The 21,673-nt window shown below is 70.1% G+C and carries 20 protein-coding genes and 3 tRNA genes; 9 read left to right on the top strand and 14 right to left on the bottom strand.

Annotated features, from left to right (window positions below; genetic code table 11):
* The first annotated feature begins 2 nt into the window (after positions 1-2).
* Complete coding sequence (locus ACWPOB_RS27445) at positions 3-1,514, top strand: glycosyltransferase family 39 protein (protein ID WP_455402744.1); 1,512 nt, start codon at positions 3-5, stop codon at positions 1,512-1,514.
* Positions 1,515-1,518: 4 nt separating this feature from the next.
* Here the strand turns inward: ACWPOB_RS27445 and ACWPOB_RS27440 are convergent, their stop codons facing one another.
* The 6 genes from ACWPOB_RS27440 to ACWPOB_RS27415 form a co-directional block, all read right to left on the bottom strand.
* On the bottom strand, positions 1,519-2,373 hold the full coding sequence (locus ACWPOB_RS27440; RefSeq protein ID WP_455402743.1) for a TylF/MycF/NovP-related O-methyltransferase: 855 nt from the start codon (positions 2,371-2,373) through the stop codon (positions 1,519-1,521).
* 259 nt (positions 2,374-2,632) lie between these two features.
* Positions 2,633-3,931: a Fic family protein gene (locus ACWPOB_RS27435; protein WP_455402742.1), complete on the bottom strand. Its 1,299-nt coding sequence runs from the start codon at positions 3,929-3,931 to the stop codon at positions 2,633-2,635.
* Between the two features lie 179 nt (positions 3,932-4,110).
* Positions 4,111-5,010 carry a galactofuranosyltransferase GlfT1 gene (glfT1, locus tag ACWPOB_RS27430; protein ID WP_100055764.1) on the bottom strand — a complete coding sequence of 300 codons (900 nt, stop codon included), beginning with the start codon at positions 5,008-5,010 and terminating at the stop codon, positions 4,111-4,113.
* Positions 5,007-5,831, bottom strand: a complete 825-nt coding sequence (wzt, locus tag ACWPOB_RS27425) for a galactan export ABC transporter ATP-binding subunit Wzt/RfbE (protein ID WP_455402741.1) — start codon at positions 5,829-5,831, stop codon at positions 5,007-5,009. Before wzt ends, glfT1 begins: the two co-directional genes overlap by 4 nt.
* A gap of 12 nt (positions 5,832-5,843) precedes the next feature.
* Positions 5,844-6,719: a galactan export ABC transporter permease subunit Wzm/RfbD gene (wzm, locus tag ACWPOB_RS27420; RefSeq protein WP_100055766.1), complete on the bottom strand. Its 876-nt coding sequence runs from the start codon at positions 6,717-6,719 to the stop codon at positions 5,844-5,846.
* 38 nt (positions 6,720-6,757) lie between these two features.
* Positions 6,758-7,345 (bottom strand): bacterial proteasome activator family protein, encoded by a 588-nt coding sequence (locus ACWPOB_RS27415; RefSeq protein WP_029547045.1) that lies wholly within the window; start codon positions 7,343-7,345, stop codon positions 6,758-6,760.
* Positions 7,346-7,500: 155 nt separating this feature from the next.
* On the opposite strand from ACWPOB_RS27415, the gene ACWPOB_RS27410 reads away from it, so the two are divergent.
* Positions 7,501-8,709, top strand: coding sequence for a cysteine desulfurase-like protein (locus tag ACWPOB_RS27410; RefSeq protein ID WP_100055767.1), 1,209 nt, complete (start codon positions 7,501-7,503; stop codon positions 8,707-8,709).
* A 14-nt stretch (positions 8,710-8,723) separates the two neighbouring features.
* Here the strand turns inward: ACWPOB_RS27410 and ACWPOB_RS27405 are convergent, their stop codons facing one another.
* Entirely contained in the window at positions 8,724-9,710 is a 987-nt protein-coding gene (locus ACWPOB_RS27405; RefSeq protein ID WP_100055768.1) for an NAD(P)H-quinone oxidoreductase, read from the bottom strand.
* A 96-nt stretch (positions 9,711-9,806) separates the two neighbouring features.
* Between ACWPOB_RS27405 and ACWPOB_RS27400 the strand changes: the two genes are divergently transcribed.
* The 4 genes from ACWPOB_RS27400 (at position 9,807) to ACWPOB_RS27385 (ending at position 12,983) form a co-directional block, all read left to right on the top strand.
* Entirely contained in the window at positions 9,807-10,295 is a 489-nt protein-coding gene (locus tag ACWPOB_RS27400) for a MarR family winged helix-turn-helix transcriptional regulator (RefSeq protein WP_455402740.1), read from the top strand.
* Between the two features lie 10 nt (positions 10,296-10,305).
* Positions 10,306-10,390 (top strand) — tRNA-Ser (locus tag ACWPOB_RS27395).
* A gap of 179 nt (positions 10,391-10,569) precedes the next feature.
* The gene (locus ACWPOB_RS27390) at positions 10,570-11,883 is read left to right on the top strand and encodes a DUF1254 domain-containing protein (protein ID WP_455402747.1); all 1,314 of its coding nucleotides are present in this window, start codon (positions 10,570-10,572) and stop codon (positions 11,881-11,883) included.
* A 128-nt stretch (positions 11,884-12,011) separates the two neighbouring features.
* Positions 12,012-12,983: an alpha/beta hydrolase gene (locus tag ACWPOB_RS27385; RefSeq protein ID WP_100057158.1), complete on the top strand. Its 972-nt coding sequence runs from the start codon at positions 12,012-12,014 to the stop codon at positions 12,981-12,983.
* Between the two features lie 9 nt (positions 12,984-12,992).
* On the opposite strand, the gene ACWPOB_RS27380 is transcribed toward ACWPOB_RS27385, so the two are convergent.
* Positions 12,993-14,678, bottom strand: coding sequence for a bifunctional metallophosphatase/5'-nucleotidase (locus ACWPOB_RS27380; protein WP_455402739.1), 1,686 nt, complete (start codon positions 14,676-14,678; stop codon positions 12,993-12,995).
* A 106-nt stretch (positions 14,679-14,784) separates the two neighbouring features.
* Positions 14,785-15,870 carry a histidinol-phosphate transaminase gene (hisC, locus tag ACWPOB_RS27375; RefSeq protein ID WP_100057159.1) on the bottom strand — a complete coding sequence of 362 codons (1,086 nt, stop codon included), beginning with the start codon at positions 15,868-15,870 and terminating at the stop codon, positions 14,785-14,787.
* A gap of 63 nt (positions 15,871-15,933) precedes the next feature.
* On the opposite strand from hisC, the gene ACWPOB_RS27370 reads away from it, so the two are divergent.
* From ACWPOB_RS27370 to ACWPOB_RS27360, 3 genes are all read left to right on the top strand, one after another.
* Positions 15,934-16,641 carry a dienelactone hydrolase family protein gene (locus tag ACWPOB_RS27370; RefSeq protein WP_455402738.1) on the top strand — a complete coding sequence of 236 codons (708 nt, stop codon included), beginning with the start codon at positions 15,934-15,936 and terminating at the stop codon, positions 16,639-16,641.
* A gap of 76 nt (positions 16,642-16,717) precedes the next feature.
* Positions 16,718-16,809, top strand: a tRNA-Ser gene (locus ACWPOB_RS27365).
* A gap of 75 nt (positions 16,810-16,884) precedes the next feature.
* Positions 16,885-16,957, top strand: a tRNA-Arg gene (locus ACWPOB_RS27360).
* 78 nt (positions 16,958-17,035) lie between these two features.
* On the opposite strand, the gene ACWPOB_RS27355 is transcribed toward ACWPOB_RS27360, so the two are convergent.
* The 5 genes from ACWPOB_RS27355 to ACWPOB_RS27335 all read right to left on the bottom strand — a co-directional run bounded on the left by ACWPOB_RS27355 (position 17,036) and on the right by ACWPOB_RS27335 (position 20,971).
* Complete coding sequence (locus ACWPOB_RS27355) at positions 17,036-18,388, bottom strand: MBL fold metallo-hydrolase (RefSeq protein ID WP_455402737.1); 1,353 nt, start codon at positions 18,386-18,388, stop codon at positions 17,036-17,038.
* 87 nt (positions 18,389-18,475) lie between these two features.
* Complete coding sequence (locus ACWPOB_RS27350; RefSeq protein WP_455402736.1) at positions 18,476-18,991, bottom strand: sulfite exporter TauE/SafE family protein; 516 nt, start codon at positions 18,989-18,991, stop codon at positions 18,476-18,478.
* A gap of 18 nt (positions 18,992-19,009) precedes the next feature.
* On the bottom strand, positions 19,010-19,435 hold the full coding sequence (locus ACWPOB_RS27345; protein ID WP_455402735.1) for a very short patch repair endonuclease: 426 nt from the start codon (positions 19,433-19,435) through the stop codon (positions 19,010-19,012).
* A gap of 17 nt (positions 19,436-19,452) precedes the next feature.
* The gene (locus ACWPOB_RS27340) at positions 19,453-20,598 is read right to left on the bottom strand and encodes a DNA cytosine methyltransferase (protein WP_043796739.1); all 1,146 of its coding nucleotides are present in this window, start codon (positions 20,596-20,598) and stop codon (positions 19,453-19,455) included.
* 97 nt (positions 20,599-20,695) lie between these two features.
* Positions 20,696-20,971 carry a hypothetical protein gene (locus ACWPOB_RS27335; protein ID WP_029547056.1) on the bottom strand — a complete coding sequence of 92 codons (276 nt, stop codon included), beginning with the start codon at positions 20,969-20,971 and terminating at the stop codon, positions 20,696-20,698.
* Between the last annotated feature and the right edge of the window lie 702 nt (positions 20,972-21,673).

The raw sequence follows: 21,673 nt of genomic DNA, 5'->3' as shown, positions 1-21,673 counted from the left end.
CGATGGCCGATCGGACCACGGCGTGCGCGCGGGATGCTGTCCTCATCGCACTGCTGGGTTCGATCGTCGCAGCGTTGGGCACCGGGCGGCCCTCCTTCTGGTACGACGAGCTGGCCACCCTCTCGGTGGCGCAGCGCTCCCGCGTCGACCTGGACCGGGTGCTCGGCAACGTCGACATCGTCCACGGCCTCTACTACGTGGCGATGCGGTACTGGTTCGCCGTCTTCGGGGCTTCGGAATTCTCGGCGCGGCTGCCGAGCGTCCTGGCCGTGGGCGCCGCGGCCGGGGGTGTGGTCGTGCTGGGCTGGAAACTCGCCGACCGGCGGCTGGGCGTGCTCGCGGGTGTGGTCTTCCTGCTGCTGCCGCGCGTGACGTGGGCTGCGGTCGAGGCCCGCAGCTATGCCCCGTCCGCGGCCGCCGCCGTATGGCTGACCGTGCTGCTGCTCGTGGCGTGCGAGTCGGGCCGGGTCCGATGGTGGCTGGCGTACGCCGCTGTGCTCGCACTGTCGGTGGTGCTGTTCCTGTACACGGTCGCGTTGATACCGGCCCACCTGATCACCGTGGCGTTGCGGGGCGACCTGCGGCGCCGCGGACTCGTGTGGCTGGGGGCGGTCGTGGCGGGGTCGGCGGCGGCGAGCCCGCTCGTGCTGGAGGCGTTCGCCCAGGCGGGGCAGACCACGTGGATTCCGCCGCTCGACCGGAATCTGCCGCGGATCGTGTGGGAGTACCAGTGGTTCGTGGGCGCCCCCTGGTTCGCGGCGGCATTCACGGTCCTGGTCGTCGTGGGGCTCGTCGCGTCTGTGCGGCGACGCATGCGGGCGCAGCGGCACGGTGTTCTCGCGGTGGCCGTTCCGTGGATCGTCGTGCCGATGGCGATGCTCGTGGCGTACTCGCTCGTCGCGTCCCCGGTCTACCTGGACCGGTATCTGACGTTCACGACACCGGCGGTGGCCCTCATCGGTGCCGCCGCCGTCGCGGCCGTGGCCGTGCGGCCGTGGGCGACGGTCGGTGTCACCGGTGCGCTGGTGCTGCTGACCGTGCCGTCGTTCGTCGCGCAGCGCTCCCCGTGGTCCGACCCCAGCGGCATGGACTTCAGCACGGTCAACCGCGACGTCGCCGGCCGGCTGGCGCCGGGCGACTGTGTGCTGTTCGGCGGCGCCGCATGGAACCCGGCGTCGCAGCGGCTGGTGCAGACCGCGCGCCCGGACACGTTCGCGGGGACCCGCGACCTGGGGCTCGGACGGACCGCGGCCGCCGAGGGCTGGCTGTGGGACGAGAATCTCCCGTTCCAGGCTGTCGCGGGACAGTTGCCCACGTGCGAGGTGGTGTGGTTCTTCGCGGACGCCGAGCGGACGACCGAGCAGCGGGTCTACCACACGTCGAATCAGTGGTGGACGCTCCCACCGCACCGGTTCGAGTCGACCCCGGAGTACGCCGGGCTCGTGCACGCCGGTTTCCGGATCGACGAGCGCCGGCAGTTCAACGTCAGCCAGGTGATCCGTTTCGTGCGGTGACGGTTCACCGCAGTTGCACGACGACCTGTTCGTTGTCGGCCGTGTAGGCGAGGTACTCGAACGCCGTACCGGTGCGCGCGACGAACTCGGTCCACGCCCGGTACTCGTGCCGCTGCCAGCCGGGATAGTTGAAGAACTCGTCGAACACCAGCACGGTGCCGGGCACCAGGCGGTCCTCGAGCAGGTCGAGCACCGTCGTCGTGGACGAGTAGAGGTCGGCGTCGAGGTGGACGAACGCGACGTCGCCGGGATGTGCGGCGAGGAAGCGGGGAAGTGTATCGGCGAACAGACCGGGCACCAGCTCGGCGCCGGGCACGTCGGGCGGGGCGTCCTGCGCGAACTCCCCGGCGGGGAACCCGCTGCGCCACGCCTCCGGCAGTCCGGTGAAGACGTCGAACCCGAACACCGGGTGGTCCGCGCCCAACGCGTCGGCGACGATCCGCAACGTGGTGCCCGACGCGACCCCGAACTCGAGTGCCAGGCCGGGCCGGGACACGCGGGCCAGCGCGAACCGCAAAGTCTCGTCGGGCGTGTCGAGGACGGTGGCGGTGGGGATGTTCGCGACCGCGAACGCCGCGGCGGTGTCGGTCGCGGCGCGGTCCATCGCATAGCGCAGGTCGCGGCGCTGCCGGTGCTCGAGATCGGCGACGCGTTCCCGGAGCAGGCCCACCTCCGAACGGGTCTGTGCGAGCTCGGCCAGTACCTGCCGCAGCTCCGCGGTGGTCGCGGTCAGCTCGGCGAGAATCCGGTCGTGGTGGTTCTCCTGCAGCTCGCGGGTGCGTCGCGCCGAGAGGTCGACGACCTCGGCGACGGCACGCTGCAGCTTGCCCCGGGTCGTCGCCCGCCAACGCCCCAGCATCGCGCCCTCCCGTGCCCGTCGAGACCTAGCCCCGAACCTAGACAGTGGGCCGATAGGGCGCAATCGCTCGCGGGCCGCAAGAGCGGTGGATGCCGCGGCTCCACCGATCACAAGGATTGCAGTGGTACTCACATCCCCGAGAGTCCTCCATGGTTACGCAGTACCGAATCCCGACGCCGGGCAGTCCGAGAGCCGAGGCGAACGCGACAAGCCCGAGAAAACACTCAATCGTGTCACGGGCGAGCCTTTTCGTGCGGTGCTATTCGCTCCTCTCGGGTGCCGCCGGCGCGCGTGGGCCCGGCGGCGAGATCCGCGTGTCGAACCGTGTGCTCGCCAGCCGGCGTTCGGCGAGGCTCACGAGGTCGAGCACCTCTCTGGCGAGGTAGCCCGTGGTACCGCGTTCCACACTCTTGCGGCTCAGGATTCCGGCGTCGGCCAATTCCTCGAGGGCTGCTCGCGCCGAGGGGAACGAACTGCCCAGGGCTCGCTGCGCTGTTCGTGCTGTCAGTACCGGGATCTCGGGGAGTCGCTCCAGGATTCGGGACGTCGCTGAGCCCACGCGGGGTTCGCCGCGCAACCCCGCGCTCGTGCGGAACTCCGACAGGCGACGGGTCCACTCGGTTTCCAGGTCTGCAACGTCCGCCGCCAGTCGACCGGCTTGCTCGGTCGCCGTCTCGGCCGCTTCGACGAAGAGTTCGAGCCACGCCGCCACGCCCTCGACCGAGGCGGCATTGTCGGGCGCGCCGAGATATCGGTACGCGGTCAACCCCGCAACGTAGCGATCGCTGAGCGTGGAGAGGACGAGACTGATCGGGAGCACGGCCTCGGTCGACAGCCCTCGACGGGCGAGCACGGTGTGGATCAGGGCACGCCCGACCCTTCCGTTGCCGTCGGTGAACGGGTGGATCGTCTCGAACTGGGCGTGGATGATGCCGGCCTGGACGAGCGGGCCGTGCAGCGATCCGTTGAGATAGGTCACCAGATCGGTCAGCAGCGGCTCCACCAGATCGGGAGGTGGCGGCACGAAGTCGGCATCGAGGGGATGCCAGTTGGACCCGCCGATCCAGTTCTGCACCCGTCGCGTCCCGTGGTGCCGCTCGTCCGGTAGCAGCGCCGCGTGCAGTGCCTCGACGTCCTCGACGGTCACTTGCTCCGCCTCGACCAGGTCGCCGGAGGCGCGACGAAGAACGGTGATGTTGTTGGCGACGAGCCGTGCCTGTTCGCTGAATCCGCGGATGTCCTCGCTCAGTGCCAACTCTGCCAGCGCAACCTGCTGCGGCGACGGGGCGATGCCCTCGATCATCGAACTGGCGATCGCCTCGGAGCGCAGCAGCAGCCGCGACAGTCCTGCGAGTCCGTGTGCTCCGGGACCGGTGCCGAGCCGTCGAATACCCCGCTCGGCCGACGCCGCGCGGGCAGCCAAGCCCGTGGGCAATATCAGGGGTCGGCTCGAGACGAGGTCCGGGACGTACGTGGCGTACCGGCCGCCTCGCCGGTCGCGCGCGACCGGACCCGACGTGAGGTCGGCCTCCCAGTAGTGCGTCGTCGTCTCGGCCATGACGCCACTATCCCTGAACGCACCCAACATCCGTCAAGACTTAGGGGTGCAACCTTTAACGGATGCTTCCTGGAGTAAAGGCTATTGCTCCGTCTGCCGGGTGGGCACAGCCAGCGCCGAATGTCACATTGCGTCGGTTCCATCGACGCAATGTGACATTCGGCCCGATAGTCGGTCCCTCACACAGGCCGCTCGAACCGTTCCTGCCGGCCCAGCCTGCGCAGCCGCACCCACTCGCGCAGGCCCTTCGGGTCCCGGCGGCTGACGAGGAAGTACCAGCCGAACCGCACCCATTCCTGTGGCAGCAACCGGCGCAGGCCGGGCTGTGAGAGCAGGTAGCCGCGGTTGCGGTAGGTGAAGAACCGCTTCGTGTCGTTGTCCGGGTACTGGGTGTGCATCCGGCCGCCGAGGATCGGCTTGAACTCGTCGGCGCCGTTGGGGTGCAGATAGGCGGTCCGCAGGCAGGTGCCGAACGGCAGGCCCGAGCGGACCAGGCGACGGTGCACCTCCACCTCGTCGCCGCGCACGAACAGCCGCAGGTCCGGCACGCCCACCGCGTCGATCGCGGCGGCGGTGAACAGGGCGCCGTTGAACAGCGACGCGATGCCCGGCAACAGATCGTCGCTCTCGACGTCGCCGAGTTCGCTGCGGTGACGACGCCACGCCACGCCCCGGCGCAACGGGAACGCGAGACGGTCGGGGTCGTCGATGTCGCACACCACCGGCGACACCTCCGCCAGGCCGTGCCGCTGCGCGCACTCGAGCAATGTCGCGAGGACATCGGGGCCCTCCGGGCGGCCGTCGTCGTCGGCGAGCCACACCCGGTCCGCACCGAGCGACAGCGCGTACAGCATGCCCAGGGCGAAGCCGCCGGCGCCGCCGAGGTTGTGCTTGGACCCGAGGTAGCTGGTGGGCAGGGGGCACGATTCGACGAGGTCGCGCACGGCCTCCTCGTCGGCGTTGTCGACGACCACCAGGTGGTCGAGCGGCCGGGTCTGGGCGCTCAGGACCTTCAGTGACTGTGCCAGCTGCTCGCGCCGCCGGTGGGTGACCACCACCCCGACGATGCGCTCGCTCACGCCGAGCGCTCCTGCGGCAGTCCCTGCTCGCGTTCCAGTTCGGCGATGACGTGATGCACATGGTCGGCCGCGTCGTCGCCCTCGTAGGCGCGCACGATCTCCTCGATGCCGCCCTCCATGCGGATCTGCCCGTGGTCGATCCACAGCGCGCGCTCGCACAGTTGCGCGAGGAACTCGTTGGAGTGGCTGGCGAAGACGAGGATGCCGGAGCGTTCCACGAGCTTCTGCAGGCGCACCCGCGCCTTCTTCATGAAGTCGGCGTCGACCGCGCCGATGCCCTCGTCGAGCAGCAGGATCTCGGGGTCGATACTGGTGACCACGCCCATCGCGACGCGGACCCGCATACCGGTCGAATACGTGCGCAGCGGCATGTTCAGGTACTCGCCGAGCTCGGTGAACTCGGCGATCTCGTCCATCTTCGCGAGCATCTGCTTGCGGGTCTGACCGAGGAACAGCCCGCGGATGATGATGTTCTCGTAGCCGGAGATCTCCGGGTCCATGCCCACGCCGAGGTCGAACACCGGCGCGACGCGGCCCCGGATCCGGGCGCTGCCGCCTGTGGGCTCGTAGATCCCCGCCAGCAGCCGCAGCAGCGTGGACTTGCCGGCGCCGTTGTGGCCGACGAGGCCGATGCGGTCGCCTTCCTTCAGCGACAGGGTGATGTCGCGCAGCGCCTCCACCACCACCACGTCGGAGTTGTTGCGGCCGATCGAACCGCCGGCCTTGCCGAGGAACGCCTTCTTCAGCGACCGGGTCTTCGCGTCGAAGATCGGGAAGTCGACGCACGCGCCGCGCGTCTCGATGCTCACATGTTCGGTCATGATGACGGCCCCTTAGACCCAGTAGGGCACGCGGGCCCGGTACTTACGCAGCGCCAGCAGCGCCAGTCCCCAGCCGGCCACGGTGATCGCCAGCACGATGTACCAGTGGTAGGCCTGCTGGTCCTGGCCGATCATCGGCGCCCGGATGATGTCGAGGTAGTGGAACAGCGGGTTGATCTCGGCCAGCTTGACGCGCTGGGCGGCCTGCCCGCCCTGCGCCTCGAGGCTCTGCGTCGTCCACATGATCGGGGTGAGCACGAACAGCAGCAGTGTGAGGCTGGACAGGATCGGGGCGATGTCGCGGTAGCGGGTGGCGAAGATGCCGAACAGGATCGCCACCCAGACGGCGTTGAGCACGATCAGGCCCAGCGCCGGGATCGCTGCGAGGGACGTCCAGGTCAGGTCTCGCCACACCCCGAAGGCGAAGATCATGATCACGTAGATCACGAGGTTGTGGGCGAAGAACAGCAACTGCCGCCACACGAGCCGGTAGATGTGCACGCTCAGCGCCGACGGCAACTGCTTGATCAGGCCCTCGTTGGCGATGAACACCTCCGAGCCCTCCAGGATGGAGGCGCTGATCATGTTCCAGACGATCAGTCCGACCGTCACGTACGGCAGGAACTCGTCGAGCGGAATGTCCAGCAGCGCGGCGTACAGGATGCCGATGGCGGTGGCCTGGACACCGGTGGCGATGGTGATCCAGAACGGACCGATCACCGAGCGCCGGTAGCGCTGCTTGATGTCCTGCCAGGCCAGGCTGAGCCACAGCTCGCGCTGGGCGAAGCCGTCGCGCAGATCCTTCAGGCCGCGCCGGAAGGTCTGCGAATCCGACACCACCGGAGAGTTCGCGGCGGTGGGCTCGGGATCGAGGGCAGAAGCTGACACGAGGTCCGAGCCTACCGGGGATCGTGGTCGGGCCGTCGCTACAGGTACTGACCGGTACCCGGGGCACCCGGTCCCGGGCCGTGCCGCTCGTCGGGGCGCGGTCCGCCCCCCAGCATGCCCGGCGGCAGCGCGCCCTGACGCATCTGCTCGAGCTGCGCCCGCGCCGCCATCTGCTGCGCGAACAGTGCCGTCTGGATGCCGTGGAACAGGCCCTCGAGCCAACCGACGAGCTGAGCGTGCGCGATCCGCAGCTCCGCGTCGGACGGCACCTCGTCCTGACCGAAGGGCAACGCGAGCCGTTGGAGTTCCTCGCGCAGTTCCGGGGCGAGTCCCTCGCCGAGCTCCTGGATGGAGGACTGGTGGATCTCGCGCAGACGGGCACGGCTCGCATCGTCGAGCGGCGCGGCGCGGACCTCCTCGAGCAGCTGCTTGATCATGGTGCCGATCCGCATGACCTTCGCCGGCTGCTCGACCATGTCGGCGAGCGACTCGGCGTCGTCCGGCTTCTCCTGGGGCTCGGCGGCGGACTCCCGCGGATCACCGGAGGCGGTACCGTCGCGCTGGACCGCGACGGGATTGCCGTCGGGTCCGATCACGAGGACGTGCTCATTCTCCGAATGCGTCATGGTTCCATCTTGTCCTCTCGCCGGTGCCGTTGCCGAGTCAGGTTCCCGATACGGGAGGTTTCACCCGACATTGCGCTCCGTACGTGCACCTTCGGAGGGCGTACGGGACCGACGTGGACGACACACGATTGACACCGGGATTTAGAGTGTCACGCATGGCTTACGACGTTGCCCGGATCCGGGGGTTGATTCCCTCGCTCGGCGACGGTTGGATCCATCTCGACCCACAGGCCGGAATGCAGATTCCCGACGCGGTCTCCCGCGCGGTGTCGACGGCATTCCGCAACGCCGCGGCGTCCCCGACGGGCCGGCACACCTCCAACCGTCGGAGCGCGTCGCTGCTGCAGGCGGCGCGCGTCGCCGTCGCCGATCTCGTCGGCGGTGACCCGGCGGGTGTGGTGCTCGGACCGGATCGGGCGGTCCTGCTGGCCTGGCTCGCGGAGTCGCTCAGTTCCCGGCTCGGGCTCGGCACCGGGCTCGTGCTGTCCCGGCTGGACGACGAGGCCAACGTGGCGCCGTGGCTGCGCGTCGCGAGCCGCTACGGCGCCCAGGTCCGGTGGGCCGAGGTCGAGATCGAGACGTGCGAGCTGCCGAGCTGGCAGTTCGAGGAACTGATCACCCCCACCACCCGGCTCGTCGCGCTGACCGCCGCGTCGTCGCTCGTGGGTTCCGCGCCGGACGTGCGCGTCGCCGCCGACCGGGTCCACGAGGTCGGCGGGCTCATGGTGGTCGACGCGGCCGGGGCCGCGCCCTACGCGCACGTCGACATCCACGAACTCGGCGCCGACGTGCTCGCGGTCAACGCGTCCGCGTGGGGGGGACCGCAGGTCGGCGCCCTGGTGTTCCGCGACCCGGCGCAACTCGACCGGATCCCGGCGGTTTCCCTGGATCCGCACGCACGCGGCCCCGAGCGGCTCGAAGTCGGCGGCCATCAGTTCGCGATGCTCGCCGGGCTCGTCACGTCCGTCGACTTCCTCGCGGCCCTCGACGACGAGGCGACCGGCACGCGCCGCGAGCGTCTCGAAACGTCGATCAGTTCGCTGCAGGGCTACCAGGACCAGCTGTTCGAGCGGCTGATGCGCCTGCTCGACAACCTGCCCGACGTGATGGTGATCGGCCGTGCATCGAGCCGCGTGCCGACGCTGAGCTTCACCGTCGCGGGGGTGCCCGCCGAGAAGGTCGTCGCGCATCTCGCCGACCGTCGCATCGCTACCGTCGCGGTCAGCCGCGGCACGAGCCGCCTGCTCGACTCGCTCGGCGTCAGCGACGAGGGTGGCGCGGTCACCATCGGCCTTGCCCCGTACACCACCCGCTACGAGCTCGACCAGCTGGTGCGCGAGCTGCGCAACCTCACCGCCTCCTGACCGGGCCGACCGGCCTAGTGCCGATCGATGCGCAGCACGACCTTGCCGACGGTGTCGGGGGAATCCAGCATCTCGTGGGCCCGCGCGGCCTCGGTGATCGGCACCTCTGCGTGTACGACGGGCCGGACCTGGGCCTCGGCGATCATCGGCCACACGTGCTCGCGAACCTGCGCGACGATCGTGCTCTTGCCGGAACGGCCGGTCTCCGGCCGTCCGCGCAGGCCCGTGGCGAGGACGTGCCCGCGCTTGGCGAGCAGCTTGCCGAGGTTGAGCTCGCCCTTCGCGCCGCCCTGCATGCCGATCACCACGAGCCGGCCGTCGGGGGAGAGCACGTCGACGTTGCGGGACAGGTAGGCCGCGCCCATGTTGTCGAGCACCACGTCGGCGCCGCCGAACCGGCCTCGGACCTCGGCGACGAAGTCCTGCGAGCGGTAGTCGATCGCGAGGTCGGCGCCGAGTTCACGGCAGTAGTCGAGCTTGCCGGCCGATGCGGTCACCGCGACCTTCGCGCCCAGCGCCTTGCCGACCTGGATGGCGTGGGTGCCGATGCCGCCACCACCGCCGTGCACGAGCAGCACCTCACCGCGGCGCAGGCCCGCCGCCATCACCACGTTCGACCACACGGTGCACGCCACCTCGGGCAGCGACGCCGCCACCGCGAGATCCACGCCCTCCGGCACGGGCAGGACCTGTCCGGCGGGGACGACGACCTGCTCGGCGTAGCCGCCGCCGGTCAGCAGCGCGCACACCCGGTCGCCGATCGACCAGCCGCTCACGCCCTCACCGAGTTCGGCGATCACCCCCGAGCATTCGAGACCCAGGATGTCGCTCGACCCGGGCGGCGGCGGGTACAGGCCGCGGCGCTGCAGCAGATCGGCACGGTTGACGGCCGTCGCGGCCACGTCGATCAGTACCTGTCCGGGACCGGGGGTGGGGTCGGGCTGTTCGGCCCACTGCATGACCCCGGGGCCGCCGGGTTCGGTGATCGTGATTGCGCGCATGGGTTCGACGCTATCGCGACACGCCGACGCAGGGGCGACACGCAGCGAACTGACCGGCGAGTAACACAGGTGGCGGCCTGCCTCTACACTGCCCGCGTGACAGCCGAACTGCATGCCGACCGCCCCGATCCACGCTGGCTCGACACGGACGAGCAGCGGGCGTGGCGGGCCTACATCGACGGCAATCACCGGCTCATGGATCGACTCAATCGCGACCTGCAGGAGGCGCACGGCCTGTCCCTGGCCGAATACCGGATCCTGGTGCTGCTCTCCGAGGCCCCCGACGGGGCGCTGCGCATGAGCGACCTCGCCGACGGGGTGCTGTCGTCCCGCAGTCGGCTCACCCACCAGATCCGCCGCATGGAGGCCGCGTCGATGGTGGTGCGCAGTTCCTGCCTCGAGGACGGCCGCGGCGTCCTCGCCACCCTCACCGACGAGGGCCGCCGCCGGCTCACTGAGGCCGCGCCCACGCACGTCGCCGGTGTGCGCCGCAACCTCGTCGACCTGCTCACCCGGACGCAGATCCGGACCCTCTCCGAGATCTTCACCATGGTGGAAGCGGCCGTCGACGACAGGTGTGGTTAGGATTTGCCACGGAAGCGTGGCAGAGCGGCCGAATGCACTCGCCTTGAAAGCGAGCGTCGTGAGAGCGACCGGGGGTTCAAATCCCTCCGCTTCCGCCGGAAGGAGAGCCCGTCACCTGCGGCGTGGGTGCAGGTGACGGGCTTCGTCGTCGGACGTGAGCAGGTGGCACCGGAGCACGCGGATCCCACGGCGAGTGTCGCTCCAGGAACGTGTTCTCGCCTCCTACACTGACGGAATGGCCGGCACAGCAGCTCGGGCGGCGGCAGCGCTCGCGGTGGGCCTGCTGACCGCCTGCGCTGCGCCGCACCCGGCAGCGGAACCGGAGCGGACGGCGGTCGACGTGGCCACCGACGGCTACGTCTACGGCTACGCGCCCGTGACGCTCGCGCGGACCCGGGCGAACATGCTCTGCCTGCTGCCGGTGAACCGGCTCCACCACCAGTCCGCGACGGCCGATCCCACCTCGCGCGTCGTCGTCGCCCCCAACGTCGACACGCTGTATTCGATTGCATGGCTGGATCTTCGGGGCGGACCGGTGCTGCTCACCCACCCGGAGGCGGGGGATCGGTACTTCGATTTCCAATTTCTCGACATCTATACCGACGTCTTCGCCAACGTCGGCACCCGGGCGACGGGATCGGCCGCCGGCGCCCACGTCGTCGTCCCACCGGGATGGGACGGTCCGCTGCCGGCGGGCGCGGCCGTGATCGAGTCACCCACGTGGGACGCCTGGATGATCGGCCGGACTCTCGTCGAGGCGGAGGCCGACCTCGAGGCCGCCCGGGCCGTGCAGCGGCAGTACTCGCTCACCGTGCTGACCGCCCCCGTCCCCGATGCGCCGCCACCGCTGCCGCCGACCGCGTGCGGCAGCAACCCCGACCCGCAGGCGCTCGCGGCGTCGGGGCCGCAGCTCTTCGACGAGCTGTCGGCGATCCTGGCCGCGAACCCACCACCGCCCGCCGACGGGCCGTTGCTCGACGAACTCGCCGGCCTCGGGGTCCGGCCCGGCGCCCGGCCGAGTGCCGGACCGGCGGACACCGTCGCCGCACTCGCCACCGGGGTGATCCGCGGCGAGCGACGCATCCGGGACCTCGTCGACTCGGGCGAGCAGTCCGGTGAGGTGTGGCGCTCGCTGGCGACCGCGGGCCGGTACGGCACCGACTACCTGCAGCGCGCGGTGGTCGCGACGATCGGGCTCGGCGCGAACGTGCCGGAGGAGTCGACGTACCACGTGGCCCGCACCGCGGCGGACGGATCGGCGCTGCGGGGCGAGACCGGTTACCTCCTGCGCTTCCCGCCCGAGGGGCTGCCGCCGGTCGACGACCGCGGCTTCTGGTCCGTCACCGTATACGGCCCCGACATGTTCCTCGTCGCCAACCCTGTCGACCGCTACGCCGTCGGCGACCGGACGCCCGGACTGGTCCGTGGTCCCGACGGTGCGCTCGCCGTGTGGGTCTCGTCCCGGCCGCCGGTGTCGGGCAGCTCGAACTGGCTGCCGGCGCCGCCCGGGGAATTCGTGCTGATGTTCCGGTCGTACCTGCCGACGGACCGGGCGTGGACCCCGCCGGAACCAACCCCACAGCCGTAGCCGGCGACGCGGTGCCCCACCGTCACCAAGGGCGGCGATCCGCGTTGGTGACGAGCCCCACTTTCTTGACCCGCCCCGGTCCGTACTGTGGAATCGGATTTTCCGAAGTCGGGGGACGAAGGAAGTTGATGCTCAGAGCTGTGGTCGCGGCGCTCGTCGCGGCGTTCGTTTTGCCACTGTCCATGACGTCCGTCGTGTCCGCCGAGCCGGCGGCATCCGCGCGGGTGGATCGGGTGGAGTCCCTCACCGCTCGACGCTCGGCGGTGTTCGTGTACTCGCCGTCGATGCAGCGGGTCGTCCAGGTGCAGGTCCTGCACCCCGCCGGGGACGGGCCGCGCCCGTCCCTCTACCTGCTCGACGGCGTCAGCGCCGGCGCCGAGTCGGACTACCGCGAGAGCACGTGGACGCAGCGCACGGACCTCGTCGACTTCGTCGCCGACAAGAACGTGAACGTGGTGCTGCCGATCGGCGGTACCGCCAGCTACTACACGGACTGGCTCGCGCCGGACCCCGTTCTGGGCGTGAACGCGTGGGAGACCTTCCTCACGAAGGAACTGCCGCCGCTGATCGACGCCCGCTTCGCGGGCAACGGCGTGAACGCCATCGGCGGACTGTCGATGGGCGCGACGGGGGCGGCGAGCCTGATCGCCCGGAATCCGGACCTGTACCGGGGCGTGGCCGCGCTGAGCGGTTGCCTGGACACGTCGAAGGCGTCCGCGCAGGACGCGGTGCGCGGGACCGTCGCCTACAAGGGCGGCAATCCGGACAACATGTGGGGTGCACCGGGGGATCCGGCGTGGGCGGCACACGACCCGTACGCCCTGGCCGAGCGGCTGCGCGGTAAGGAGATCTTCATCAGCACCGGCAACGGCCTGCCCGGCCCGTACGACGTCGGCCCCGACGCGGAGGCTCTCGACGTGGGCGGACCGCTCGAGGTCGGCGCCTTCGTGTGCACGATCGGCTTCGATCGGCGGCTGCGGGAGCTGAGAATTCCCGCCACCATCGTCTACCGCCCGTACGGCACGCATTCGTGGCCCTACTGGCAGGACGACCTGCGCACCGCCTGGCCGACGCTCGGGCGCGCCCTCGGTCTCGGCTGAGCGGTTCCGTCAGGGCAGCGCGATGCGGTCGGTGGCCGGCGGCGCGACGGGCGCGTGCTGCGCCAGGTAGTCGTTCAGGGCGTCGAGTTCGGCGCCCGCCCCCGTCGTCCGTCGCGCCTGTGTGAACCCGGTGAATCCGTCGCCGCCCTCGGCGAGGAACCCGTTGACGACCACCCGGTAGACCGCGGCCGCATCGAGCGGCCGATCGGCGATCGTGACATCCCGGATCCGGCTGCCGGGCGCCGCGGCCCGGTCGAGGACGTAGCGCAGGGTGTGCGACGGCGCGAGGATCCGCTCGCGGCTCGCGCCGGTTCCGTCCTGCTGGAACTGCTGCTCGAGGATCCCGACCAGTTCCGCACCGGTGAGCTCGAGCACCTGCAGCCGGTTCCCGAACGGCTGGGCCGCGTAGGCGTCGCCGTAGGTGACGACGCCGTCACCGGAATGCATCAGGTCGGCGCGCACTCCACCGGGATTCGTGAGCGCGAGCTGCGCCCCGGCGGGTTCGGCGGCCGCGAGCTGCGCGTCCGCGACGAGGTTGCCGAGGGCCGACTCGCCGCTGGCCGCGGTGTCGCGGGTCAGGTCGGCGGCGATGCGGCCGACGACGCGTTCGGCGACGTCGCGCGACTTGTCGACGGCCCGGTCCACGAACTGCTGCGTGCGCGGGTCGGGGGCGATGTCGTGCGTGACGATCTGATTGAACGCGTGGGTGCGGTCGCGCAGCACGTCGCGGCTCTCCCGGTCGATCGTCAGATCCGCGACCGAGATGATGCGCCCGTGCGAGGCGCCCTGCAGCACGGTCCGGGGACTGCCCGCCGGGTCGGGGTAGCTGCAGTTGAAGCTGTCGTCGCCGTCCGCGGTGACGATGACATCCACCTTCGGCGACACCCGGGTGGCGAGGCTGCGCGCGGGCCTGGCGGTGGCGTCGCACGGGTCGGTTCCGGCGGGTGGCGTCAACGCGCCCTTGTAGAGCAGGACGATCGAGCGGACGCCGAGGGCATCGAGCGCGTCGGCGGTGCGGTCGACGGCCGTGATCTCGTCGGTGAACTGCAGGCCGGCGATGTCGTCGCCGCGCACCACCTGCGGCGTGTCGTGGGGGGCGATACCGATGACGCCGACCGGCACACCGTCGACGTAGTCCACGGTGAACGGCAGGGCCGCGGGGCTGCCGTCGGCGTCGGCGACGTTCGCCGCGATCAGCGGGAAGGTGGCTCCGGCGTACTCCTCGTCGTACCGGCAGCCCTCCGGGTGGCAGCCGCCGTCGCGCAGGCGCTGCAACTCGGCGTAGCCGTTGTCGAACTCGTGGTTGCCGAGGGCGGCCGCGGTCACGTCGAGGCCGTTGAGCAGGTCGACGGTGGGTTCGTCGTGGAACATCGCCGACTCGATCGGGGACGAGCCCCAGGTGTCGCCGACGGAGTAGAGCACCGAGTTGTCCGCCTGCGAGCGCAGCTGCCGGACGTAGGCGGCGAGGTACGCGGCGCCGCCCGCCGGAACGGATGCGCCGTCGGAGCGGACCACCTCGCTGCGGGGGCCCTGGGGCGGGAGGAGGCTGCCGTGCAGGTCGCGGAAGGCGATGAGCCGCAGCGGCAGGGCGTCCGGGGGTATCGCGGCCGCGGGAGCCACGGCAAGCGACGTCCACAGCGCGCCGGTCAGCAGGGCCGCGGACAGGGTCCACCGGCGTGCCACGCCTGAACCCATCCGCACACTCCAACTTCCGTAGCCGACCGGACGAGTGTGCCAACGGATGGTCACGCGATCGCCACCCGGCGATAACGGTTGGGTCTCGTAGGCGTTCCTGCGCAGGTCAGGGCGTCGAGATTTCCGCGATCTCGACGCCCTTGCCGGTCGCAAATGCGAGGAACGCGTCGTTCTCGTGCGGATCGCCGATGGTCACCCGCACCCCGTCGTCCGCGTACTGGCGCACCAGCACGCCGGTCTCCGCGCACGCCTCGGAGAACGCCGCCGACCGGTCACCCAGCGGCAACCACACGAAGTTGGCGTAGCTCTCCGGCACGGGATAGCCGGCGTCCACGAGCGCCGTCCGCACCCGGTCGCGCTCGGCGAGCACGCTGTCGGTGCGCTCGAGCAGTTCGTCGGCCGCCGCCAGGGACGCGATGGCCGCCTGCTGTGCGAGCGAGCTGACGCTGAACGGGGTGTGCACCTTGTTCAGGACCTTGATCACCGACGGGTCGCCGACGAGATAGCCGACCCGCAGGCCGGCCAGGCCGTAGGCCTTCGAGAAGGTCCGCAGCACCACGACGTTCGGCCGGCCGGCGGCGAGCGCGATCCCGTCCGCCTGCTCCTCGCCGGGCTTCGGGCGGGCGTATTCGAAGTAGGCCTCGTCGAGTGCGACGAGCACCTGCGGCGGCACCGCGTCGATGAACCGTTCCAGCTCCGCCCTGCCCAGCAGCGCCCCGGTCGGGTTGTTGGGGTTGCATACGAACACCACCCGGGTGCGGTCGGTGATCGCGGCGAGCATCGCGTCGAGGTCGTGGCCGTGCTCCGGGGTGTTGGGCACCGGCACCGACTTCGCGCCGGCCACCGCCGTCACCACCGGGTACGCCTCGAACGAACGCCAGGAGAACACGACCTCGTCGCCGTCGTTGCAGGCCGAGAGCACCAGTTCCTGGCACAGGCTCACCGAGCCGTTGCCCACAGCGATGTTCTCCGGCGCCACCCCCAGCCGCCCGGCCAGCGCGCCGATGAGCACGGCCGCCATGTTGTCCGGATACCGGTGGACCGTGTACGCCGCCTCGGCGATCGCGTCGCGCACGCTGGGCAGGGGACCGACGGTGGTCTCGTTGCTGGCGAGCTTGATCGCGCCCGGGAAACTGCGGCCGGGCACATAGGACGGGATCGAGGTGAGGTCGGGGCGGGTCCGTGGGGTCACCAGCCGATTATGCGCCCGGCGATTGCGTGCACGGTCGTGGTGGGTCGTGTCATCGTGGACGGTATGTCGGGAACCCACACTGCCGCGGCCCGGTTGCCGGACGGGTCGGGGCAGGTACCGCTGACCGTGTTTCGGCCGGAGGGTGCCCTCCGCGGAGGCATCGTCGTGCTGCACGAATCTCGGGTGTTTCCGCCGGCCCTGCTGGCGTTCATGGAGGTCCTGGCTGCCGAGGGCTGGCTGGTCGTGGCTCCGAATCTGTTCCACCGCGAGTTCACCGAGGACGACGAGGTGTTCGGGCAGAACCTGTTCGACGACGTCGATGCCGCGATGGACTGGCTGGTGCGCAGCGGGGTCTACCCGGACGCGGTCGGCGTGATCGGGTTCGACGACGCCGGCACGGCGGCGCTCATCGTCGCCGCCAATCGGCGGGTGGGTGCCGCGGTCACCGTCGCGGCGCACGGCATCGTGCAGCCGTTGCGGCCCGACGTCCCCGCGCTCGTCGAGGCCGTGCGCAACCTGCAGGCGCCGTGGCTCGGTCTGTACGGCGAGGACGACCCGACCACTCCGACCGGCGACGTCGAGCAGCTGCGCGAGGCCGCCGGACAGGCCGACGCACCGACCCTGGTCATCGGTTACCCCGGCCTGGCGCATCGCCCCGACGAGCCGCCGGTCGAACACGACACCGCCGATCCGGACACCGACCCGGCCGAGGCGGCGATCATCGACGCACGGCGCCGGATCTTCGACTGGTTCGACGCGCACCTGCGCTGACCAGGCGTTTTGCGTTTGCCGTCCGAACGTGTGTAATCTTTCGTCCCGGCGGTTCGAGAGAATCGAAACCCCCCAGGGAGGCGTGCCAGAGCGGCCGAATGGGACTCACTGCTAATGAGTTGTCCCCTTTACGGGGGACCGGAGGTTCAAATCCTCTCGCCTCCGCCACGTCGGTGCAGCGTCGCCGGCGACAACTGAATACGAGAAGCAACTGAATACGAGAAACAACTGAATACACGCACTGCGCCCGTAGCTCAACGGATAGAGCATCTGACTACGGATCAGAAGGTTAGGGGTTCGAATCCCTTCGGGCGCACAACGAAGAGCCCCTCACCCATTGTGGTGAGGGGCTCTCTCGTCGTGGTGGCCCTCGGCCCCGACGATGGGGTGGGACCTACGACGTGCCGATCAGGCCGCGGTCGTACGCCTTCTCGAAGTCGTCGTTGATGAGGACGACGGTGCGGTCGATCCGGTCGATCATGGACGCGGCGACAGATGCCCGGTAGCCGGAGGCGCAGTGCACCCACACCTCCCCGCGGGGTACCTCGTCGAGCCGCTCGGCGAGGTCGTGCAGCGGAATGTTGACTGCTCCGCGCACGTGGCCGTCCTCGTACTCGTCCTTCTGGCGCACGTCGAGGACCCGGACCTGCTCGCTGTCGATCTCCCGGGTCAGCTCCGCGAAGTCCGAGACGCGGTACGACCGCAGTTCGTGTCCGTTGACCAGGGTGTGGATCTCGCCGACGGCCGCTCCGGCGAGTTCGTCGACGCCGATGCGGACCAGTTCGCGCTTGGCGTCGGCGATCTGCTCGTCGCTCTCGCCGATGAGGGTCAGTGGCGCACCCCACTTGTAGAGCCACCCCAGGTAGGTGACGAAGGAGGTGGACAGCTCGAAGCCGAGTGTGCCGCCCAGGTGTCCCGCGGCGAAGGCGGTGCGCTCGCGCAGATCGACGACCCACTCGCCGGCGTCGATGCGCCGGCGCAGCTCGGCCGGGTCGACCGGCTCCGGCGCAGACAGGTCGAGCGGCGACGGACCCGCCCTGTTGATCACGCCCATGTGGGCGTAGTACGCGGGATAGGTATTGAGTCCGGCGATGAGCTCGTCGACGTAGGCCTGCTCGTCGCGAGTCAGCGCCGGGTTGACGTCGCGTTGCTGCCCGACGGTGGACGAGTCGCCGCTGGTGGGGGTCGCCGAGCAGAAGCTGCCGAAGCCGTGGGTGGGATACACCGGGGTGTCGGCCGGCACTTCGTCGGCGATCCGTCGCACGGAGTGGAACTGTGCGTGGGTCAGTTCCTCGGTGTACTGCGGGCCGACGAGATCGGTGCGGCCGGTCGAGCCGTACAGCATCGACCCGCCGGTGAAGATCCCGTGCGTGCCGCCGGTCTCGTCGAGCAGCACATAGCTGACGTGGTGGTGGGTGTGCCCGGGGGTGTGCATCACCCGCAGCCGGATGGGACCGGCGTCGATCAGGTCGCCGTCGTGGACGGCACGTCGCTCGTAGTCCACGTCGTCGCCGGCTGGAACGATGTACTCGGCCTCGACGGCGCGGGACAGTTCCAGTCCACCGGTGACGTAGTCGTTGTGGATGTGGGTCTCGAGGACATGGGTGATGCGCGCTCCGCGGTCGTTGGCGAGCGCGAGCACTCGATCGATGTCCCGCTGTGGATCCACGACGACGGCGACGTCCGCCTCGGTGATGAGATAGCTGCGATCGCCGAGGCTCGAGGTTTCGATGATCGATACGTCCATGTCGATGCCTTTCCACGGTACTTTCACTATGCCCCCGGATACCCCGGGGCGTACGAAGAATGCGTGCAGTGCGGGAAGAGTTTCGGCTCAGCGCAGAAACAGGGTGTCCACCAGCACGTACGCGGCCACGACGAAGACGAGATAGGCGAACCACCGCCGCAGCCCCAGTCCGGCCGGGATCGCCCTCGGCGCGCATCGCTTCCAGTCGATGCCGAAGTCGCCGGTCTTGCACGCGGTCCCGGCGTCGTCGCTCTCGCGCAGCATCCGGATCCCCGCGACCACCATCACGACGGCGAAGCCCACCAGCAGCACCGGTTGCGGCAGCAAGGTGCCCACAGCCGTGCCGGCGAACGTCGCGGGGATGCCGGCCGCGGCGAACACCGCGGCCAGCCGCCAGTCGACCTGCCCGGCCCGAGCCTTGGGGATCGCCCCGGACAGCGCTGCGGCCCCGACGACGATCAGCGAGATCGGGATGGCCTGGCGGAAGTCGAGTCCGAGCCCGTACACCAGGGCGGGGACCGCCAGGATGGATCCGCCGCCCCCGAGGAGGCCGAGCAGGACCCCGATGACCGCTCCGAGAACGAGCGCGATCGCCGGTTGCACCGCTTCCTCCTTCGCCAGTCAGGAATCGGCAGTACTCGGTCCCGCCGCGAACAATGCGGCCTGCACCCGATCCGCGGCCTCCGCGGGGTCCTCGTGCTCCCAGATCCGCACCGCCGTCCATCCGGCCGCGGCGAGCGCCGCGTCGGTGTCCCGGTCCCGGGCCACGTTCCCGGCGAGCTTGGCAGCCCACCACTCGGCGTTGTTCTTCGGATCGGTGGCGTGCTGCGGGCAACGATGCCAGAAGCACCCGTCGACATACACCGCAACGCGGCGACGCGGGAACACCAGGTCGGCGCGACGACGGATCCCCGGCAGGGGAGCACGATCGACGAAGTAGCGCACCCCGCGACGATGCAACTCCCGGCGCAGGGCCACCTCGGGGACGGTGTCCCTGCGCCGCTGCCGGCTCATCCGGGCGCTGGTCTGCGGATCGGTGGAGGGCACGGCGGTCGGCTCCGTCCTCAGGCCGCGGCCTCGGGGAAGCCGCCCATGCGGTCCAGGTGGGATTCGACGTCGTCGAGGAAGCCGGGCACGAATCTCAGGTTCCCGGACCGGGCCCGCCGCAGGAAACCGGCGGTGGCCCGCGCCGACAGCAGGCGCGCGTCCTCCAGGAATCCGGCGAGATCCTCGTACGGTTCCTGTACCGGCCAGTGCGACTCGTGCACCCGGAAAGCCCGCCGCCGCGCACCCCAGGCGGCACTCGGCCAGGGGTCGCCGGGCCGCAGCGGGGTCTCGTGGTCGGGGGAGTAGTCGATCGGCCGCCCGAGCCGTCCACCGACCCACGCGGCCATGCGCACGCTCACGGCATTGCCGACGAGCCGCCACCGATGCCCGGTCCGCACACCGGGCGCCTGGATGGCGGGTGCGGTCCAGTCGGGGTCGAAGCCCTGCAGTCGTTCGGCGTCGATCAGACCGGGAGTGACGATCTCGCCCGACGGCAGCCGCACTGCCGGCGGACTCGCGATGCCCACCGTGGAGCCGCCCTTGAGCGTGGGCACGGCGTTGACCGCCCAGCCGAGACCGCGCACGCCTTCGGTCCAGTAGAACCCGCACGGGTGGGTGCCGGGATCGCCTTCCGCGGGGGCACCGGCGTCCTCGCCGAACAACACCGTCCGGGGGTCGTCGGTGCGCGAGGCGAGCATGAGCACCCGCTGCCGGCGCTGCGGGAGTCCGAACGCGCGGGCATCGACGACCCGGTACGCCCACGCGTACCCGAGATCCTCGAGCGCATCGGTGATGTGACGCATCGCAGCGCCGCGTCCGAGTTGCAGCATGAAGGGGACGTTCTCGATGAGCAGCCATCGCGGGCCCTGCTTGCGCCGCACCAACCGGAACACCTCGTCGACGAGGCCCGACCGGGAGCCGGTGATGCCGGCGGTCCGGCCGGCCTGCGACAGGTCCTGGCACGGAAAGCCCGCGGTGACGACCTCGGTTGCCTGGGGCAGGGAACGGAGGCGGGTGACGTCGGTGTGCAGAGGTACATCGGCGAAGCGGGCGCGGAGCACGGCCTGGGCTCCGGCGTCGATCTCGCAGAGCAGTTCGGTGCGCCAGCCGTGCTCGGCCAGGCCGAGCTCGAGTCCGCCGATACCGGCGAACAAACCCACCATGTTCCCGGTCGACGTCACGGCACCCTTTCTCGCTTTGCTCACGGAGCACGTTACTCGAGAATTCGGGCGGCCCGTGCCGCGACGCGAGATGCAATGATCACGTCCGCCGAAAGAGCGAGACGTGTGCCTCGGGGGACGCGATCGACTCGAACACGGCCTTCATCCGGACCACGGCCTCGATCCGGCGGGCCACGCTCGGTGCGACGTCACCCGCACAGTCGCCGGCCTCGCGGTCGCCGATCCCGAGGAGGAGCTCGTCGAGTGCGGCGAGGTAGTCCTGGCAGGCCGCCGCGCACGTCGCTGCCGCGGGGGACCCCGAGCCGGGTCCGTCCGCCCGGCCCGGCGGGACGATCTCTGCGGGAAAGCCACTCATGGGTCTCCTATGCCTGACGTGATCGGGGACGCGCGCCGCGGAACGACAACGACGGTGCCACGCAGTGCGCACGCCGGCTACGGTCCGCGCGGGGACTGCCACGAGGCGGACGCCTCGGAAGGTGAGACGCAGTGGCACAGGGGATGGTTCCGCATCGCGGAAACAGCCGTCCTCGCGGGCAAACACCCGTCCTGACCTGGCGATTTGGCGTGGGGTCGATTGATCACGTAACTTATTCCAGGTCAGAGCGACACGGACACCGACCCGGCCCGCAGGGGCTCGGGAAAACGAGGTTGGACGCAGGCGCCTGATTAACCCGATTGAAAACCTTCTGGTAGGGTTTCCAATCGCTCCTGAGATCGGATCGGCCGCGGATTTTGATTCCGAAAGCCCCCGATGTTAGGCTGGAACGGTTGCCCCGGAGTGAAGCACTGAAAGTGCGGAGCGATGGTGTGCGCGTGTTCTTTGAGAACTCAACAGTGTGCCGATGAATGTCAGTGCCAAATATTTTGTTTGGTGCGATCAGATCAGACGCCGACCATGGTGTCAAGCCGATGAGGTGTCGCGAGATGATCGTTGCTGACCGCCGCATTCTTCCGTCTGTGGTGGTCAGTGTTTTGCTAGTTTGAGTTTTTTGCTGGTGATTTGGCTCGATGTCTATGACTGATCGGCCCTTCGGGGTTTGATTGTGAGTCTTCAACG

This window comes from Rhodococcus sp. 2H158, assembly GCF_053764755.1.
Note: the sequence above shows the minus strand (reverse complement) of the source record. Positions and strands in the feature narration are given on the sequence as shown.

Bases quoted from the DNA above. Each gene is read 5' to 3' on its own strand.
- ACWPOB_RS27405 (WP_100055768.1), bottom strand. From the start codon at position 9,710: ATGCGCGCAATCACGATCACCGAACCCGGCGGCCCCGGGGTCATGCAG.
- ACWPOB_RS27435 (WP_455402742.1), bottom strand. From the start codon at position 3,931: ATGGCCGAGACGACGACGCACTACTGGGAGGCCGACCTCACGTCGGGT.
- ACWPOB_RS27440 (WP_455402743.1), bottom strand. From the start codon at position 2,373: ATGCTGGGGCGTTGGCGGGCGACGACCCGGGGCAAGCTGCAGCGTGCC.
- ACWPOB_RS27410 (WP_100055767.1), top strand. From the start codon at position 7,501: ATGGCTTACGACGTTGCCCGGATCCGGGGGTTGATTCCCTCGCTCGGC.
- ACWPOB_RS27380 (WP_455402739.1), bottom strand. From the start codon at position 14,678: ATGGGTTCAGGCGTGGCACGCCGGTGGACCCTGTCCGCGGCCCTGCTG.
- ACWPOB_RS27385 (WP_100057158.1), top strand. From the start codon at position 12,012: ATGCTCAGAGCTGTGGTCGCGGCGCTCGTCGCGGCGTTCGTTTTGCCA.
- ACWPOB_RS27355 (WP_455402737.1), bottom strand. From the start codon at position 18,388: ATGGACGTATCGATCATCGAAACCTCGAGCCTCGGCGATCGCAGCTAT.
- ACWPOB_RS27335 (WP_029547056.1), bottom strand. From the start codon at position 20,971: ATGAGTGGCTTTCCCGCAGAGATCGTCCCGCCGGGCCGGGCGGACGGA.
- ACWPOB_RS27340 (WP_043796739.1), bottom strand. From the start codon at position 20,598: ATGGTGGGTTTGTTCGCCGGTATCGGCGGACTCGAGCTCGGCCTGGCC.
- ACWPOB_RS27415 (WP_029547045.1), bottom strand. From the start codon at position 7,345: ATGACGCATTCGGAGAATGAGCACGTCCTCGTGATCGGACCCGACGGC.
- ACWPOB_RS27370 (WP_455402738.1), top strand. From the start codon at position 15,934: ATGTCGGGAACCCACACTGCCGCGGCCCGGTTGCCGGACGGGTCGGGG.
- wzt (WP_455402741.1), bottom strand. From the start codon at position 5,831: ATGACCGAACATGTGAGCATCGAGACGCGCGGCGCGTGCGTCGACTTC.
- ACWPOB_RS27445 (WP_455402744.1), top strand. From the start codon at position 3: ATGGCCGATCGGACCACGGCGTGCGCGCGGGATGCTGTCCTCATCGCA.